Origin of the sequence: Mesorhizobium sp. M0816 (assembly GCF_040320005.1) — a bacterium.
In the GTDB taxonomy this organism is placed as follows: Bacteria; Pseudomonadota; Alphaproteobacteria; order Rhizobiales; family Rhizobiaceae; genus Mesorhizobium.
Window position 1 is genome coordinate 1 of the sequence record NZ_JAMYOT010000046.1, and the last position, 17,109, is coordinate 17,109.

At 62.1% G+C, this 17,109-nt stretch carries 13 protein-coding genes and 1 pseudogene; 3 read left to right on the forward strand and 11 right to left on the reverse strand.

Features of this window, described 5'->3' with window-relative positions; all coding sequences use genetic code 11:
• Positions 1 to 23: 23 nt before the first annotated feature.
• The 5 genes and pseudogenes from NKI17_RS33945 to NKI17_RS33965 form a co-directional block, all read right to left on the reverse strand.
• On the reverse strand, positions 24 to 482 hold the full coding sequence (locus NKI17_RS33945) for a carboxymuconolactone decarboxylase family protein (RefSeq protein ID WP_352907560.1): 459 nt from the start codon (positions 480 to 482) through the stop codon (positions 24 to 26).
• A gap of 13 nt (positions 483 to 495) precedes the next feature.
• The gene (locus NKI17_RS33950) at positions 496 to 1,014 is read right to left on the reverse strand and encodes an RrF2 family transcriptional regulator (RefSeq protein WP_352907561.1); all 519 of its coding nucleotides are present in this window, start codon (positions 1,012 to 1,014) and stop codon (positions 496 to 498) included.
• 100 nt (positions 1,015 to 1,114) lie between these two features.
• A complete protein-coding gene (gene preA, locus NKI17_RS33955; protein ID WP_352456221.1) occupies positions 1,115 to 2,428 on the reverse strand; it encodes an NAD-dependent dihydropyrimidine dehydrogenase subunit PreA in 1,314 nt (437 codons plus the stop codon).
• 2 nt (positions 2,429 to 2,430) lie between these two features.
• Positions 2,431 to 3,795, reverse strand: a complete 1,365-nt coding sequence (locus NKI17_RS33960; RefSeq protein ID WP_352571783.1) for an NAD(P)-dependent oxidoreductase — start codon at positions 3,793 to 3,795, stop codon at positions 2,431 to 2,433.
• Between the two features lie 215 nt (positions 3,796 to 4,010).
• Positions 4,011 to 4,133 (reverse strand): annotated as a pseudogene (locus tag NKI17_RS33965) (gamma-glutamylcyclotransferase); the annotation flags it as partial.
• A gap of 174 nt (positions 4,134 to 4,307) precedes the next feature.
• Between NKI17_RS33965 and NKI17_RS33970 the strand changes: the two are divergent.
• Positions 4,308 to 5,084: a VOC family protein gene (locus NKI17_RS33970; RefSeq protein ID WP_352757367.1), complete on the forward strand. Its 777-nt coding sequence runs from the start codon at positions 4,308 to 4,310 to the stop codon at positions 5,082 to 5,084.
• Between the two features lie 154 nt (positions 5,085 to 5,238).
• Complete coding sequence (locus tag NKI17_RS33975; RefSeq protein ID WP_023675853.1) at positions 5,239 to 5,631, forward strand: DoxX family protein; 393 nt, start codon at positions 5,239 to 5,241, stop codon at positions 5,629 to 5,631.
• 4 nt (positions 5,632 to 5,635) lie between these two features.
• Here the strand turns inward: NKI17_RS33975 and NKI17_RS33980 are convergent, their stop codons facing one another.
• Positions 5,636 to 8,077, reverse strand: a complete 2,442-nt coding sequence (locus NKI17_RS33980) for a GcvT family protein (RefSeq protein WP_352907562.1) — start codon at positions 8,075 to 8,077, stop codon at positions 5,636 to 5,638.
• A 79-nt stretch (positions 8,078 to 8,156) separates the two neighbouring features.
• Positions 8,157 to 9,695 carry a trimethylamine methyltransferase family protein gene (locus NKI17_RS33985; RefSeq protein ID WP_023675851.1) on the reverse strand — a complete coding sequence of 513 codons (1,539 nt, stop codon included), beginning with the start codon at positions 9,693 to 9,695 and terminating at the stop codon, positions 8,157 to 8,159.
• A 218-nt stretch (positions 9,696 to 9,913) separates the two neighbouring features.
• Between NKI17_RS33985 and NKI17_RS33990 the strand changes: the two genes are divergently transcribed.
• Positions 9,914 to 10,504 carry a transglycosylase SLT domain-containing protein gene (locus tag NKI17_RS33990; RefSeq protein ID WP_023675850.1) on the forward strand — a complete coding sequence of 197 codons (591 nt, stop codon included), beginning with the start codon at positions 9,914 to 9,916 and terminating at the stop codon, positions 10,502 to 10,504.
• 14 nt (positions 10,505 to 10,518) lie between these two features.
• Here NKI17_RS33990 and NKI17_RS33995 read toward each other — a convergent pair whose 3' ends face one another.
• From NKI17_RS33995 to NKI17_RS34010, 4 genes are all read right to left on the reverse strand, one after another.
• The gene (locus NKI17_RS33995) at positions 10,519 to 12,939 is read right to left on the reverse strand and encodes a dipeptide ABC transporter ATP-binding protein (RefSeq protein ID WP_023675849.1); all 2,421 of its coding nucleotides are present in this window, start codon (positions 12,937 to 12,939) and stop codon (positions 10,519 to 10,521) included.
• 63 nt (positions 12,940 to 13,002) lie between these two features.
• A complete protein-coding gene (locus NKI17_RS34000; protein WP_023675848.1) occupies positions 13,003 to 14,160 on the reverse strand; it encodes an ABC transporter permease in 1,158 nt (385 codons plus the stop codon).
• Between the two features lie 11 nt (positions 14,161 to 14,171).
• Positions 14,172 to 15,206 (reverse strand): ABC transporter permease, encoded by a 1,035-nt coding sequence (locus tag NKI17_RS34005; protein WP_023675847.1) that lies wholly within the window; start codon positions 15,204 to 15,206, stop codon positions 14,172 to 14,174.
• Between the two features lie 221 nt (positions 15,207 to 15,427).
• Positions 15,428 to 17,080 carry an ABC transporter substrate-binding protein gene (locus tag NKI17_RS34010; protein WP_023675846.1) on the reverse strand — a complete coding sequence of 551 codons (1,653 nt, stop codon included), beginning with the start codon at positions 17,078 to 17,080 and terminating at the stop codon, positions 15,428 to 15,430.
• Positions 17,081 to 17,109 lie beyond the last annotated feature (29 nt).

Sequence of the window (17,109 nt, forward strand, 5' to 3'; positions counted from 1 at the left end):
GCCCAAGGCCGCGCGCCTGGTCCTCAAGCGGCCATGACCGCTGGCATCGGATGGATTGCATGGAACGGAACGCAAAGCCGGTTCCAGGTGTTGATCATGCCGAGCGCAACCGACAGCTTGACCAGTTCCTCTTCCGAGAAATGCTCGAGCGTCTGCACATAGAGTTCGTCCGAAACACCGCTTTCGGCGATCTTCGTCACCGCATCCGTCCAGGCAAAGGCGGCGCGTTCGCGTGCCGAAAATAGCGGCGATTCCTTCCAGGCCGAGACGAGATAAAGCCTCTGCTCAGTCTCGCCATCGCGCCTAGCCTCACGGCTGTGCATCTCGACGCAATAGGAGCAACCATTGATCTGCGATGCCCTGAGCTTGATCAGATGCAGCAGGCTCGCCTCGAGCCCGCATTCGTCGACCGCCTTGTTGAGTGCCGACACCGCCTTCATGATCTCCGGCGCCGCGCCGAAAAATTGCAGCCTCTGTTTCATCGTCTGTAGCCTTTCATGCTTGCTTGGTTGAACTTGATTTCTGCGGCCGCCGATGGCGCTCGACGAAGGCGCAGTTCGCGGCGACCGAACGGGGATCGGCATCGGCCGTGTATTCTGCAACGATGTCGGACAGCCGGGCGTCGGCGAGCGCGGCGCGATAGGCACGCTCGGCCTTCAGCATGGCTACGCTGATGCCGCAGGGTTTGACATAGACCGAGGCATCGAGCTTCGCTGGGCCGCGCTGGCGGATCTCGCCGCAGCGAAAGGCAGGTTCGCGCCCTTCGACAGCGAGCACGATATCGAGCAGCGTAATGCGCTCGGCCGGCCGTGCTAGCCGATAGCCGCCGGACGGCCCCGGCACTGATTCCAGAATGCCGGACGCAGTCAGCGCGTTGAGATGCTTAAGCAGATAGCTCGGCGACAGCCCGAACGCTTCGGCCATGGCAGCACCTGGCAAGGTCGCGGCGCCGTCAACGCCGGCGAGCATCGCGGCGCAGTGGATGGCCGCTTCGACGCCTTCGCCCAGCTTCATTTCGCTCTCCTGTTCATGGATATAGATTATCGTGGATAACTTTTATCCGCAATAGGAAAGTCAAAAAGCGGCGCCATGAACGCCGCTTTTTTTCGCAATGCTATTCCGCCGCCACCTTGGCCATCGGATTGTTCGGATGCGTCGTCCAGTTGGCATAGATCGGCGACACCGGCCTGCCGGTGCGCTGGTCCATCACGCCGACCGCCAGCGCCTCCATGGTGATGCAGTTCTCGACCGGACAGACATTGACGCAGAGATTGCAGCCGACGCATTCGGCCTCGATCACCTCGAAATGCCTGACGCCGTCGACGATTGCGGTGATCGCCTGGTGCGAAGTGTCCTCGCAGGCGATGTGGCAGCGGCCGCATTTGATGCAGGCATCCTGGTCGATATGCGCCTTGGCGACGTAGTTGAGGTTGAGATACTGCCAATCGGTGACGTTGGGCGTGGCACGGCCGACGATGTCGTCGAGCGAGGCATGGCCCTTTTCGTCCATCCAGTTTTCCAGGCCGGCGATCATCTCCTGCACGATCTTGAAGCCATAGGTCATCGCCGCCGTGCACACCTGCACATTGCCGGCGCCGAGCGCCATGAATTCGGCGGCGTCGCGCCAGGTGGTGATGCCGCCGATACCGGAGATCGGCAGGCCATGCGTTTCCGGATCGCGCGCGATCTCGGCCACCATGTTCATGGCGATCGGCTTCACCGCCGGGCCGCAATAGCCGCCATGCGAACCCTTGCCGTCGATCGTCGGCTCCGGCGCGAAATTGTCGAGGTTGACGCCGGTGATCGAATTGATGGTGTTGATCAGCGACACCGCGTCGGTGCCGCCGGCAAGGGCAGCGCGTGCCGGCTTGCGTATGTCGGTGATGTTGGGCGTCAGCTTGGTGATGACCGGCATGCGGGTATTGGCCTTGCACCAACGCACCACCATTTCGATGTATTCCGGCACCTGGCCGACTGCCGCACCCATGCCGCGTTCCGACATGCCGTGCGGGCAGCCGAAATTGAGCTCGATGCCGTCAGCGCCGGTCTCCTCGACCACCGGCAGGATCGCCTTCCAGGCATGCTCCTCGCACGGCACCATCAGCGAGACGACGATCGCCCGGTCGGGCCAGTCCATCTTGACCTGCTTGATCTCGCGCAGATTGACCTGCAGGTCACGGTCGGTGATCAGCTCGATATTGTTCAGGCCAAGCAGGCGACGATCGGCGCCCCAGATGGCGCCGTAGCGCGGCCCGTTGACGTTGACCACCGGCGGCCCTTCTTCGCCGAGCGTCTTCCAGACAACGCCGCCCCAGCCAGCCTTGAAGGCGCGGATGACGTTATAGGCCTTGTCGGTCGGCGGCGCCGAGGCTAGCCAGAACGGGTTCGGCGATTTGATGCCGACGAAATTGTTGCGGATGTCTGCCATGCTCATGCCCTCCCGTTCGAGGTCAGTGCCCGATGAATGCTCTCCGCAGCATCGCGGCCTTGCGCGACGGCTGAAACAGTCAAGTCATCGCCGCCGAAAATGCAGTCGCCGCCAGCCCAGACATTGGCCAGCGAGGTGCGCCCTTCCGCATCGACCTTGATGCGGCCGGCTTCCAGCGCGACCTCCGCACCGCTGCCGTTGAGCGCAGCTGGGACAAAGCTCTGGCCGATCGCCTTGAACACCTGGTCGGCGGTCAGCGTCAGCCGCTCGCCGGTGCCGACGAGCCGGTCGCCGTCCATCGCGGTGTATTCGAGCTCGATCGCCGACACCTTGCCGGCGTCGGCAATGACCCGCTTCGGCTGCAACCAGTGCCGGATGATGACGCCGTTGGCAGCGGCCAGGTCCTGCTCGAATTCGGAGGCGTTCATGTGCTCCGGGCCGCGCCGATAGCAGATCGTCACCTCTTCGGCTCCGAGCAGCTTCGACTGCACCGCCGCATCGATCGCCGTCATGCCGCCGCCGATGACGACGACGCGCCGGCCGACCGGCAGGCTGGCCAGATCGCTGGCCTGGCGAAGCTCGGCAATGAACTCGACGGCATTGCTGACGCCCGGCGCCTCCTCGCCATCCGCTCGCAAGGCATTGACGCCGGCAAGCCCCATGCCGAGGAACACCGCATCGTAATTCCTGGTCAGATCCGACAGCTGGTAATCACGGCCGAGCGCCTTGCCGTTCTGGATGTCGATGCCGCCGATCGACGTGACATAGTCGACTTCGGCCTGGGCAAAATTGTCGACGCTTTTATAGGCGGCGATACCGTACTCATTGAGGCCGCCGGGCTTCGGGCGGGCTTCCAGGATGGTCACGTCGTGGCCATGACGGGCAAGCCGATGCGCGGCGGCAAGCCCCGCCGGTCCGGCGCCGACCACGGCGACCGTCTTGCCGGTCGGTTCGGGGCGCTCGTAGAACTGCTTGTTTTCGGCCATGGCGACATCGGTGGCGTAGCGCTGAAGGCGACCGATCTGCACCGGCTTGCCTTCGGCCACCTCGCGCACGCAGACTTCTTCGCACAGCGTCTCGGTCGGGCAGACGCGGGCGCACATGCCGCCCAAAATGTTCTGGTCAAAAATAGTCTTGGCTGAGCCGATCGGATTGCCCGTCGAAATCTGGCGGATGAACAGCGGGATGTCGATCGAGGTCGGGCATGCATTCATGCACGGCGCATCATAGCAGAAATAGCAGCGGTCGGACTCGACCAGCGCCTCGTGATGATCGAGCGGCGGGTGCAGGTCGGCGAAATTGTCGGCATATTGGTCCGGCGAGAGCCGCCCGCCGGCAATGCCTTGCTTGAACTGGCCTTCTGGCATCGTCAGTTCCCCATGTTCTTGTTTTGGGGAAGGCTAGCACGTTTTCATTTTTTATCAATTGGTCAATTTTCTGCGCAAACCGCTGAAAAGCCACGACTAAACATGACAAGTATACTCATGTTACCAAAGCCGCCGACAGGGAAGCTTGGCCATAGCGGCACTGCCGTTGCTGGACTGAGTGGTCAGCCTGGTAAGCTTAGCGTTGGTTTTGATCACCGAAGGCAAAGGGCCCTGAAGTCTTCGTCCGTCAGCTGCGTCCAGCTGCCATCGGGGCCGGGATCGGCCTCCTCCTGATGGCACAGCGCGACAAGTTCGGAAGTGAGCGACATCCGGCGCATGGATCAACAACCCCTCGTTGACTACGAGCAAAGTCGAAAACCGCAGGGCGCGCAACCCGGTAACATTTCCAATTTGCCGTCATCTTTTTTTGGTTGGCTGTCGGATTTTCGTCGTGAAGATCGTCCTAGAATGGATCGCGCATGATCGATGTACAAACCGCAAGGAGCACGACAATGCCACAGTCCCCCATGCCCTTCTTCTGGTACGAGCTGATGACCACCGATCTCGACGCCGCCGAGGCGTTTTACACCTCCGTGGTGGGCTGGAGGGGGCAGCCTTTCGAAGGGGCCCAGGGCATGCCGCGCTATATCGTCATGAATGTCGGCGAGCGCGGCGTCGGCGGGTTGATGACGCTGCCCGATGACGCGCGCAAGATGGGCATGCCGCCGGCCTGGGTCGGTTATATCCTCACGAGGGACGTCGATGCCGCAACGGCCTCCCTCAAGAAGGCTGGTGGCGCGGTTCACCGCGAGCCCGACGACATTCCTGGCGTCGGCCGCTTCGCCGTCGTTGCAGACCCGCAAGGCGCGATGTTCAACTTCCTGCAGCCCAGCGGCCCCGACCAGCCGCCGCTACCGTTGGCGACCCCCGGCAACATCGGCTGGCATGAGCTCTACACGTCAGACTGGAAGGCGGCGTTCGATTTCTATTCCAGCCAGTTCGGCTGGGAGAAGGGCGACGCCATGGATATGGGTCCGATGGGCGTCTACCAGCTTTTCGCCTTCGACGGCGAGCCCGTTGGCGGCATGATGAACAAGCCCGAGCAGATCCCGGCGCCGGTCTGGCAGTTCTATTTCAACGTGCCCGGCATCGACGCGGCAGCCAAGCGCGTCACCGACAATGGCGGCAAGATCCTGATGGGTCCGATGGAGGTCCCCGGCGGCAGCTGGATCGTACAGTGCACAGACCCGCAAGGCGCGCACTTTGCTCTGACAGCGCCCGGGCATTAACGCCGCGCTGATCGCGGGGCCGCCATCGTGCGGCCCCAAGGCTGCAGCACGCCTCACGACTCACTCACCGACAGTTGAATGCAGGCCGGACTATGTGAATGGTCCGGCCTTTGGCGATGACCTATGGCCGGGCTAGGTGAAAATGGAGTCGTAGATGAAGCTTTTCGAAGGCCTCGCCGGATATCAACCGTTCGCCCTTGCCGCCTTGCGCATCATGACGGCGCTGCAGTTCATTGAGCACGGCACCCAGAAATTGTTCAATTTCCCCGTCGGCGACCATGCCGGCACCATGAGCGGGCTATCGCTGACCGCGGCCATCCTGGAATTCGGAGGCGGCATCCTGCTGGTATTGGGGCTTTTCACCAGGCCGGTGGCATTCCTTCTCAGCGGCGAGATGGCGATCGCCTATTTCATGGCGCACATGCCGCGCGACTTCTTCCCGGTCAACAATGGCGGCGATGCGGCAATATCGTTCTGTTTCATCTTCCTCTATCTGGTGTTCGCCGGCGCCGGCGCCCTGGCGCTGGACAACCGCCGCGGTGCCTGAAACGTCACCCACGCATCCGCTCGAAATTCGCGTCGAACAGCGGGATCGGCTGCATGCGCGCAGCGTGGCGTTTGCCCAGAAGCTCAATCTCGAAGCCGTCGGCTTCGTCGGCAATCTCTTTCGGCACATAGCCGATGGCGACGGACTTTTTCGAATGATGCGCGTAGCCGCCCGACGTGACCCAACCGCGCACGGCACCGCCGTACCAGATTGCCTCGTCGCCGATGACGTCGGCATCGACAGTATCGACGACAAAGGCCCGCAGCCGCAGTCTGCCGCCTTGCTTGCGCTCGGCCAACGCCGCCTGCTTGCCGATGAAATCGGCCTCTTTGCCGTAGGCGACGAAGCGGTCGAGGCCGGCCTCCAGCGGCCCATAGATCGGCCGGTATTCGCGCGCCCATGAGCCGTAATTCTTCTCGAGCCGCAATGCATTGAGCGCGCGCGAGCCGAACAGGCCGATGCCGAATTCCTCGCCCGCCGCCATCAGCGCCTGACAGGCGGCACGCTGATATTCCGGCGCCACCCAGATCTCGTAGCCGAGGTCGCCGGTGTAGCTGACCCGCCCGACCAGGCACGGCGCCATGCCGATATCCATCCTGCTGATGGCCATGAACGGAAAGGCCGTATTCGACACGTCAGATCGTGTGACCTTTTCAAGAAGGTTCCGCGCGCTCGGCCCGGCGATCGATAAGCCGGTGAGTTTTGCTCCCAGCGCCTCGATGCTAACAGAGTCGTCCTTCGGCAGGTGCGCTTCGAACCAGCGCATGTGGTACTGCTCGGCGACACCGCTGCCGGCCAGGAACCAATCCTTACATGCAGAATTTGGACCGCCGAGATTGGCCAGCGTGAAATCGCCGATTAGCCTGCCGTCTTCCTTCAGCATCGGCGCCAGCGTCATGCGGCCGGGCCTTGGCAGCTTGCAGGCCAGCAAGCGGTCGAGCCAGGTTGCTGCACCCGCGCCGGTCACTCTGTATTTGGCAAATGACGAGATTTCCGACAGACCAACGCGTTGCCGAACCGTCTCCACTTCTTTCGCGACATGCTCGAAGTCGCTCGAGCGGCGCCAGGAGAATTCGTCCTTGACCCCTTCGGGCGCATACCACAGCGGCACTTCCAGCCCATAGGCGACGCCCCATTGCGCGCCCTCGGCCGACAACAGATCATAGACCGGCGTCGTCTTGAGCGGTCGCCCAGCCGGCAGTTCCTCGTTCGGGAAGCGGATCGAAAACCGCCGCGAATAGTTCTCGCGCACCTTGGCGTTGGTATAGGCCATCGTGGCCCAGTCGCCGTAGCGCGAAACGTCCATCGCCCAGATGTCGGCGCCGGGATCGCCTTCGATCATCCAGTTCGACAGCGCCAGCCCGACGCCGCCGCCCTGCGAGAACCCGGCCATGACACCACAGGCCACCCAGAACCCCGGCAGGCCGCGCACCGGCCCGACCAGCGGATTGCCGTCCGGTGCGAAGGTGAAGGGCCCGTTGATGATCTGCTTGATGCCGGTGTTCTGGAAGGCCGGGAAATGCCGGAAGCCGACCTCCAGCGACGGCGCGATCCGGTCGATGTCGGGTTCGAGCAGCTCGTGGCCGAAATTCCATGGCGTCTGGAACTCGGACCAAGGCTTGTTGGCCTTTTCATAAGTGCCCATCAGCATGCCGCCGCGCTCCTGGCGCAAATACAGCTCGCCATCGAAATCCACGGCATGGATGATTTCGGAACCAGTCTTCTGGTTCCAGGCGGCGACTTCCGGCATGTCCTCGGTGATCAGGTACATGTGCTCCATCGCCAGCACCGGCAGCTCCAGCCCGACCATGCGGCCGACCTCACGCGCCCACAGGCCGCCGGCGTTGACGACATGCTCGGCCACCACCTCACCCTTGTTGGTGATGACACGCCACAACCCGTCGGCGCGCCGCACAATGTCCTCGACCTTGGTGAAACGCTCGACCTCGGCACCAAGCTTCCTCGCCGCCTTGGCGTAGGCATGGGTAACGCCGGACGGATCGAGATGACCGTCCTCCTTGTTGCGCACGGCACCGACGAACTGCTTGGGATCGAGCAACGGCATCAGCTCGGCCGCCTCATCAGGCGATATCTCCTCGAGCTCGATGCCGAGATAGCGGCCCTTGGCGACGACGCCGCGCAGCCAGTCGAGCCGCGCCTCCGTCGCTGCCAGCAAGACGCCGCCTGTCAAATGCACGCCGGTCGCCTGGCCGGACAGTTCCTCGATCTCCTTGTAGAGCGAGATTGTGTATTTCTGCAGCTTGGCGACATTGGGATCGCCATTGATCGTGTGCATGCCGCCGGCGGCGTGCCAGGTCGAGCCGGAGGTCAATTCATCGCGCTCCAGAAGCACGATGTCTGTCCAGCCGTGCCGGGCCAGATGGAACAGCACGGAGCACCCGACGACGCCACCGCCGATAACCACGACCTTTGCATGCGATTTCATGGGATTCTCTCTGACGTCAACGAGTTGGATGGGAACGATGAATTCGGGGAGGAGCCCCACGAGCGCGAGCCTTCGATCATCACGGCTCGCTTTGCCCGATCGCTTCCTTGCGCTTGGCCACGTACGTCTCAAGCGCCTCGCGCCTGGAGACTTCCATCACCGGCTCGACATAGTCCTCCAGCGCCTTCTTCCAAAGCCTCGTCGCCCGCGCCGTGGCATCGAGCCCGCCAGCCTCCTGCCAGGCCTCGAAATTTTGCCAGTTGGACAGCATCGGCTGGTAGAAGGCTGTGGCGTAGCGCTCCAGAGTGTGCGGCTCGCCGAAGAAATGGCCGCCGGTCGGAACCGCACCCAGAGCCTCGACAGCAAGCTCGGCCTCGTTGACCTCGATCGGGCGCAAAAACTCCATCATGTGCTGGATCATCTCGACGTCGATGATGAACTTTTCGAACGACGCTGTCAGTCCGCCCTCTTGCCAGCCGGCGGCATGGTAGACGAGGTTGCCATGGCCGAGCACCGCGCCCCACAGCGCCATCAGCGTCTCATAGGCGCCTTGCGCGTCGGCGGCATTGGAAGCCGAGCCCGGCGTTGTGCGATAAGGCAGGTTGTAACGCCGCGCCAACTGTCCGGACGCGATATTCGCCTTGGTGTTTTCAGGCGTGCCGAACGCCGGCGCTCCCGATTTCATATCGACATTGGAGGTGAAGGCGCCATACATCACCGGCGCTCCGGGGCGGACGAGCTGCGTCAGCACCACGCCGAACAGCGCCTCGGCATTCTGCTGGGCGAGCGCGCCGGCAAGCGTCACCGGGCTCATCGCCCCCATCAGCGTGAATGGCGTTACCGCCACCGACTGGCCGAACTCGGCCATCGTCATCAGCCCCTCGGCCATCATCTCGTCGAAGCGGCGCGGCGAATTGACCGAAATGATCGTGGTGACGCCGGGATCGTCGCGCATCTCGTCAAGCGTCAGTCCGCGCGCGATTGCCATCATTTCGATGCCGTCGAGCGCCCTGCCGCGGCCGATGGCCGAGACGTGAAAGCTTTTGTCGGTCAGTGTCAGATTGGCGAAATAGGTGTCGAGATGACGGGAATTCGCCGGCAATTCTACCGGCGCGCAGACCTGGTTGCCTAGCATGTGGATGCAGTTGAAATGCTGCGCCAGCCGGACGAGATCGGAATAATCGCGCAAATTGCCGGCACGGCGGCCGCGCTCCATGTCGTGCACATTCGGCGGCCCGGCGACGAGCGTGAAGTTGATGGTATTGCCGCCGAGGTGGACGGCATGGGCGGGATTGCGCGGCGTCAGCGTATAGCTGGACTGCGTCGTCTTCAGCGCTTCCTCGATCATGCCGCGATCGATGCGGACGTTCATCGTTGCATGATCGACCTTGGCCCCGGCCTTCTCGAACAGCGACAGCGCCCGCGGGCTCATCACCTCGATGCCGAAATTCTCCAGGATATGCATCGACGCCTGGTGGATCGCCTCGATCTGGTCGGCCGAGAGCATCGCCATTGGCGGATAGGGATTGGTGACGCGGCGCAACGGCAGTTGCGGGATGGCGGTCGGTCCCCTGTTGCTGGTTCGCTCGGCGCCGCGCTTGCGTCTTGGTTCGCTCATGCCGCGCATCAAAGCGCCGGCACGAGGATCGAGCTGTCAAGAATCCGCCACCTGCGGGCGTGATTTTAGCCAAGGCGGCATTCCGGGAATTTCACATCGGTAAAAGCGACAACAAACGTCGGAATGGTTATACTTGTTCCGCGTCAGGCAAAGCGGCCGATGAGCCGTTAAGGAACGCAGCAAGATTCCTTTTATGTTTTCGGCCTAATGCTCTTGCAATGCGTAGGTTGAGTTTTAGTAAAATTGTAGCGATTGCCGTGCCGCTGGCGCTTTCGGCCTGCGCGACGCCGCCGAACCACATCAACGATGTCTGCGCCGTTTTCGACCAGAATGACGGCTGGTTCGACAATTGGCAGGCGGCGGCACAACGCACCGAGCAGAAATACGGCGTGCCGGTTCCCGTGCTGATGGCGACGGTGCGCAAGGAATCCGGCTTCAAGAGCAACGCCAGGCCGCCGCGCACCAAGCTGCTGGGCTTCATTCCCTGGAAACATATCTCCAGCGCCACCGGCTTCTCGCAGGCGCTCGACGGCACCTGGGCGCAATACCAGAACGAGACCGGCAGCTGGGCGGCGCGCCGCACCAGGTTTGCCGATGCCGTCGATTTCGTCGGCTGGTATCATTCCAAGACCGCCGAGACCCTCGGCGTCGCCCGCAACGACACCTACAATCTGTATCTCGCCTACTATCTCGGCTGGAATGCCTATAAGCGCGGCAATCGCGGCGACGCCGACGTGCAGCGCTATGCGCATGCCACCGAACAGATGGCGCAGGACTACGCCGCGCAGCTACGGCAATGCGCGCCCTAGCCTATTAACGGCTCTCAGCCGCCCTTGGGTTTGCGCGGCTTGCGCGTGGCGTCCTCGGCCTGTCGGCCGTCGCCGACAGTCGGCGGCATGATTGGTGCCACCTGGCTGTCGGCAGAGCTTGAGGTGCCGGTCTCTGAAACCTCGTCGCGAACCTCGTGACGGCGGGCTTTGGCGACCGCTTCGGCATTCTCCACTGCCTGACCCTCGGCATCGGCTTCAACGCTGCCAGTCTTGCCATGCGGGCGCTTGGGCGGATCTCCGGCAAAGCCCGGGCCAACACCGTGGTTTGCATCATCCGGCACGCCCTCATTTGCGGCGTGCTCCTTGTCGAATTTGATCACCGGCTCCATTTTCGCCAGCACGTCGTCGGACAGCCAGCACAAGCTCATATGGCCGTCGCCGAGATTTTTGACTGGCGGCACCTTGGTTTCGCAAAGGTTGTCCGGCACCAGTTTCTTGTAGCCGCAGCGCGTCTGGAACGGACAGCCGGACGGCGGGTTCATCGCCGAAGGGATGTCGCCCTCCAGCACGACGTGCTTCTTGACCACGCTTGTGTCGGCGATCGGGATCGCCGACAGCAATGCCTCGGTATAGGGGTGATAGGGCGGCGCGAATATCTGGTCGGTCGTGCCTTGCTCAACGATATAGCCGAGATACATGACGACGACGCGGTCGGCGATGTAGCGCACAACCGACAGATCGTGGCTGATGAACAGCATCGTCGTCTTGTTCTTGCGCTGGATGTCCATCAAGAGCTCGGTCACCGCGGCCTGGACCGACACATCCAGTGCCGAGACCGGCTCGTCGGCCACCACCACCTTGGCGTCGCCGGCAAAGGCACGCGCAACGCCGATGCGCTGTTTCTGGCCGCCTGAAAGCTGGCGCGGCTTGCGTGTCTCGAATGCCCTCGGCAGCTTCACCAGGTCGAGCAATTCCAGCATCCGCTTGCGGCGGTCGGCCACCGAGTCGCCGACATTGAACTTTTCCAGCGTACGGATGATCTGCGAACCGACCGAATGGCTGGGATTGAGCGTGTCGAACGGATTTTGGAACACCATCTGGATCGATGACACCGTGTCGACGCTGCGCTTCTCGATCCCGGTCGACTGGATCTCCTTGTTGCCGAGCTTGACGCGGCCGGAGCTTGCCGTTTCGAGGCCGAGCAGCACCTTGGCCAGGGTCGATTTTCCGCAGCCGGATTCGCCGACGATAGCGACGGTCTCGGATTCGCGCGCCATGAACGAGATCGTCTCATTGGCCTTGACGACACGGCCCTCGCTCGAGCCGAACACTTCGCTGCCGCCGACCTTGTAGTACTTCCGGAGGTCTTCGATCTGGAGCACCGGCGCACCGGGCACCACCCGCTCGTTGACCTTCTTGGCGCCGGGTGGCAGCGCCTCCCAGTCGATCTCGTTGAAGCGCACACAGCGCGAGAAATGCCCGTCATGGCCTTCGACCGCGATCATCGGAATTTCGGCGGCGTTGCAGACGCCCTCGACGAAATGGTGGCAGCGCGGGCCGAAATTGCAGCCCTTCGGCCGCTCGTGCGGTAGCGGCAACTGCCCCGGGATGGAGATCAGCGGCCGCGAATTTTTGTCGGCGCCCGGCAGCGGGATCGAGCGGAACAGGCCTTGCGTGTAGGGATGGCGCATCCGGTCGAAGACGTCCTTGATCTTGCCGGTCTCCACCGCTTCGCCCGAATACATCACCGTGATGCGGTCGCAGGTCTCCAGGATCAGGCCGAGATTGTGCGACACGAAGATCATCGAGGTGCCGAACTTCTCGCCCAGCCCCTTGACCAGGTCGACGATGCCGGCCTCAACCGTCACGTCGAGCGCTGTGGTCGGCTCGTCGAGCAGAAGCAGCGCAGGCTTCGACAGCAGCGCCATGGCAATGACGATGCGCTGCTGCTGGCCGCCGGAAAGCTGGTGCGGGTAGGAACGCATCATGCGCTCGGGATCCGGCAGCTTCACCGCGCGCACCATTTCCAAGGCGCGTTTGTAAGCTTCGTCCTTCGACACCTTGTCGTGGATCAGTGGCACTTCCATCAGCTGCTGGCCGACCTTCATCGCCGGGTTAAGACTGGCCATCGGTTCCTGGTAGATCATCGCGATCTTGTTGCCGCGGATAGCTCGCAGTTCTTCGTCGGACAGTTCTCCCATGTCCTTGCCCTGGAATTTGATCTTTCCGCCAACGATCTTTCCGATGTTGGAGAGGTCGCGCATGATGCCCAGCGACACGGTCGACTTGCCGCAGCCGGATTCGCCGACAATACCCATCGCCTCGCCGGGCATGACCGTGCAGGAAAAATCCATGACCGCCGGGATTTCGCCCTTGCGGGTGAAGAAGGAGATCGACAGGTTCTCGATCTCGATGATCGGCCCATTGGTCGGCCCATTGGTCGGCTTGGCGGGATTTCGAACTGCCTCATTCATGGGTCGCTCCAATCCTTGTTCTTCAGGCATGTCGGGCCGAACCCGGCATCGATCTTCCCGGCATCAATCTTTCATAGACTGTTCGCGCAACGAATCCGCCAGGAGGTTGAGGCCGAGCACGAACGACATCAATGCGATCGTCGGCGGCAGCGCCGGGTGGATGAAGGAGCGCAGCAGCCGGCTGGCATCCTTGATCGCCGTGCCCCAGTCCGGGCTTTCCGGCGCCAGTCCCAGCCCGAAATAGCCGAGCGTGCCGAGCAGGATCGTGGTGTAGCCGATGCGCAGGCAGGCGTCGACGATCAGCGGCCCGCGCGCATTGGGCAATATCTCCCACAGCATGATGTACCAGGGCGATTCACCGCGCGTTTGTGCCGCCGCAACATAGTCGCGCGTTTTGATATCCATGACCAGGCCGCGCACGATGCGGAACACGCCGGGGCTGGAGGCGAACACCACCGCCACGAAGATGTTGAGCTGGTTGGGATCGATGTGGATGATCTTGAACGGATCGGCATCGAAGACAAGGCCTGCATAGATCCAGCCGCCAAGTACCAACGTCAGGCCAAGCAGGATATAGAGGCGGTCGGGGCGGTTCTTGTAGCGCGTCCAGAACAGCACACTGAAGAAGATGATCGGAAACAGGAAGAACAGCCCTGCCATCGCGTAGGGGATCGGCGTGTCCATGATGCCCGGCGTCACCAGCAGGTAGAACAGGAGGATCACCGGGAAGGCCAGCACAAGGTTGGCGAGGAAGGACAGCACCGTATCGATCTTGCCGCCATAATAGCCGGCCGGCAGGCCGAGCGTAATGCCGACCATCAGCGCAAAACCGGTCGCCGCCGGCGCGATGATCAGCACGATCTGGCTGCCATAGACCATGCGCGAGAACACGTCGCGGGCGAGCTTGTCGCCGCCGAAATAGTATACAAGTTTCGACGCCGGCTCGATTGCGCCCGGCAGCGCGTCCTTCATGATCGGCACTTGGGCGAGCGGATCGAAGGGCGAGATGGTCGACGCGAAGATCGCCGTAAACAGCCAGAACAGGCAGATGCCGACGCCGACGATGCCGACGCCGCTGTCGAAAAGCTGGCCGTAAAGGCCTAGCTTCTTCTTGTAGCCGAAGCTCGCCCCCATCACCAGGGCGAGAGCGATCCAGACCGGCCAGAAGCGGGTAAGCACGCCGAGTACGACGTTGAAGGCGCTGAGATATTCGACCTGCATCCGCCGGTCTCCTATTGAACTCTGATGCGCGGATTGAGAAACGCGTAGCCGACATCGGAGATGAGCTGTGTGATCAGGACGATAAACACCGAGACCAGCGAGCAGCCGAGCAGAAGATCGATGTCGTTGTTGCCGGCGGCCTCGACCAGCGTGTAGCCGAACCCCTGGTAGCGGAACATCACCTCGACGATGACGACGCCGGTGAGCAGCCAGGGGAACTGCAGCATGATGACCGTGAATGGCGCGATCAGCGCGTTGCGCAGAGCGTGCTTTATCACCACGCTGCCGAAGGAGAGGCCCTTCAGCCGGGCGGTTCGGATATATTGCTGTGTCATCACCTCCACCATCGAGGCGCGGGTCATGCGAGCGATGTAGCCGATGCCGTATATCGCCAGCGTCATCACCGGTAAGGTGAAATTATAGAAGGTGATGCCCTGGCTGGCCGAGGCCGCCGAACCGTTCAGCACGCCAAGCCAGGAGGCAAAGATCACGGTGAAGATAACGCCCGAAACATATTCGGGCGTCGCCGTCGAGGCGATCGAAGCCACCGACAATGTGCGGTCGGTGCGTGAACCCTCGCGCATGCCGGCGAGAATACCGATCAAAAGCGAGATCGGCACCATTACGGCCAGCACGCAGAGCATCAGGATGCCGGTGGCGCTGAGCGCCGGAAAGAGTTTCGAAGCGACCGTCGTCTTGAACTTGGTCGAGCAACCGAAATCGCCTTGCAGGATGCCGGAGAATGTCGGCACGACCGGATCGTTGCAGAAGGAGAAACGCTGTGCGGGCTTGCCGGTCGCCGGGTCGGTCACCGGCTGCTTGGGCATGATGCCCAGCCATTGGCCGTAGCGGATAAAGAAATTCTGCCGATAGCCATGGTTGACCAGCCAAGCCTCAAGCTGCTCGGCGGATGTGTGCATTTCGGTCTGGCTGATCGCGAGCTTCTTCAGATTAGGCCCGAGATTGACCAGGAAGAAGACGATCATCGTCAGGCACAGCATCGTCAATGCCATGGTGCCGAGACGCCTGATAACGAAAGAAAGCATGGCGGTCCCCTGCCGGTCGGGTTGGGGGGTGGAACCGGTTTGCAAGCCGTGCGCTGCCGCCAGCGGCAGAACAAGCCTTCAGACCAGTCCCAGATGCAATACCCTTTTTATTGCAGACCCAGGCCGAAGAGTCCGCAACTTTTTGCTGCGCCGACTTCCGGTCCAAGGACCATGCAAAGAGCGAGGGAAAGGGGCGAGACGCCCCTTTCCGGATCGTCCGGTCAGGCCTGCTCGAGCCAGACCTTGCCGTAGTCGCGCTCGAAGGTCGGGTGCATCTTGTAGTTCTGCACCGCCTTGACCGAATGGCTGTAGAGCTTGCGCCAATAAGGCTGGATGATAATGCCGGAATCCTGCAGGATCTGCTCGATGTCCTTCATCATTTCCTTGCGCTTGGCTGCGTCGGCAACCGCGAGCGCAGCGTTGAGCTTGGCATCCCACTCCGGATTCGACCAAGCCGTCTCATTCCAGGCTTCACCGGTACGATACCCGATCGCCAGAACCTGGACGCCGAGCGGCCGCATGTTCCAGTTGGTCATCGACAGCGGATACTTCGTCCAGTCGTTCCAGAAGGTCGAACCCGGCAGCACCGTACGTTTGACCTTGATGCCGGCGTCGCGCATCTGCGCGGCGATCGCATCGCCTGTGTTCTTGTGCCAGTCCTCGTCGACCGTGATCAGCTCGTGCTCGAAATCGGCCTGGCCGGCTTCCGCCATCAGCGCCTTTGCCTTCGCCGGGTCGCGAGCAACCTTCGGCAATTCGTAGTATTCCGGATGGATCGGGGCGACATGGTGGTTCTCGGCAACCGTGCCGGCATTGCCGTAGCCGAGCTGGAGGACGACAGCGTTGTCGACCGCGAGCTGCAGGGCGTTGCGAACCTTCTGGTCGCCGTAAGGCTTGTTGGCCACATTGGTGCGGCAGACGATCGTCGAGGCGGTGACGACCTCGGACTTCGCCAAGTCCATGCCGTCGAGGATCGACACATAGTCGGCCGAGGTTTCGAAATTGGTGTGCACTTCGCCTGCTTCGAAAGCGCTGACCATCGCCGCCGGATCGGTGCCGTAGTCGATGAACTCGATGCCGTCGAGGAAGACGTCACCATCCCACCATTTGTTGTCTTCGCGGCGCTTGTAGACCACTTTCTGGCCGACATCGTAGGAGACCAGCTCGAACGGCCCAGTGCCGATCGGGCAGGACTTGAAGTCGCCGCCTTTTTCGTCGAACGTCTTGTGGACGATGAGGCCGGGATAGTCGCACACGTTGGGAATGAGGGCGATATCCGGCTTGCTGAGCGTCAGCTTGATCGTGTGGTCATCGACCTTGGTCACCGCGCTCTCATCCAGCTTGTCGTCCTTGACCAGCGAACCGAGGCGACCCGGCATGGAATTGCCTTCGGCCTTCTTGTCGGCCCAACGCTTGAGGTTGAAGATGACGTCGTCTGCGGTGAACGGATCGCCGTTGTTCCAGGTGACGCCTTTGCGCACATGCAGCGTGTATTCGGTGGCGTCGTCATTCACGTCCCAGCTCTCCAGCAGATAGGGGCGGAACGTGTATTCGGTGGTGTATTTGACCAGCGGCTCGAGCGCCTGGCGCTCGGCATTGGCGATTTCCGACCAGTCGGACTTGCGCGGATCCTTCGGATCCTTAATCCATTGCGCGACCTTCAGTATCCCGCCTTTCTTGCCCTTCACCTCTTCCGCCTTGGCCGGCGTCGGGTCTGCAAGGCCAAGCATGCCATAGGCCATCGCCGTCGAGGCGCCGAAGACGCTGGCGAGAGCCAGAAATTCGCGACGATCCATCTTGCCTGCCTTGGCATCTTCGGCCATGGCCAGGATGTGATCGGGAACGCGGTCGCCGTTACTCTTGTAGATCGTCATGACTAACTCCCATTGTTGGCTTTCTGCCT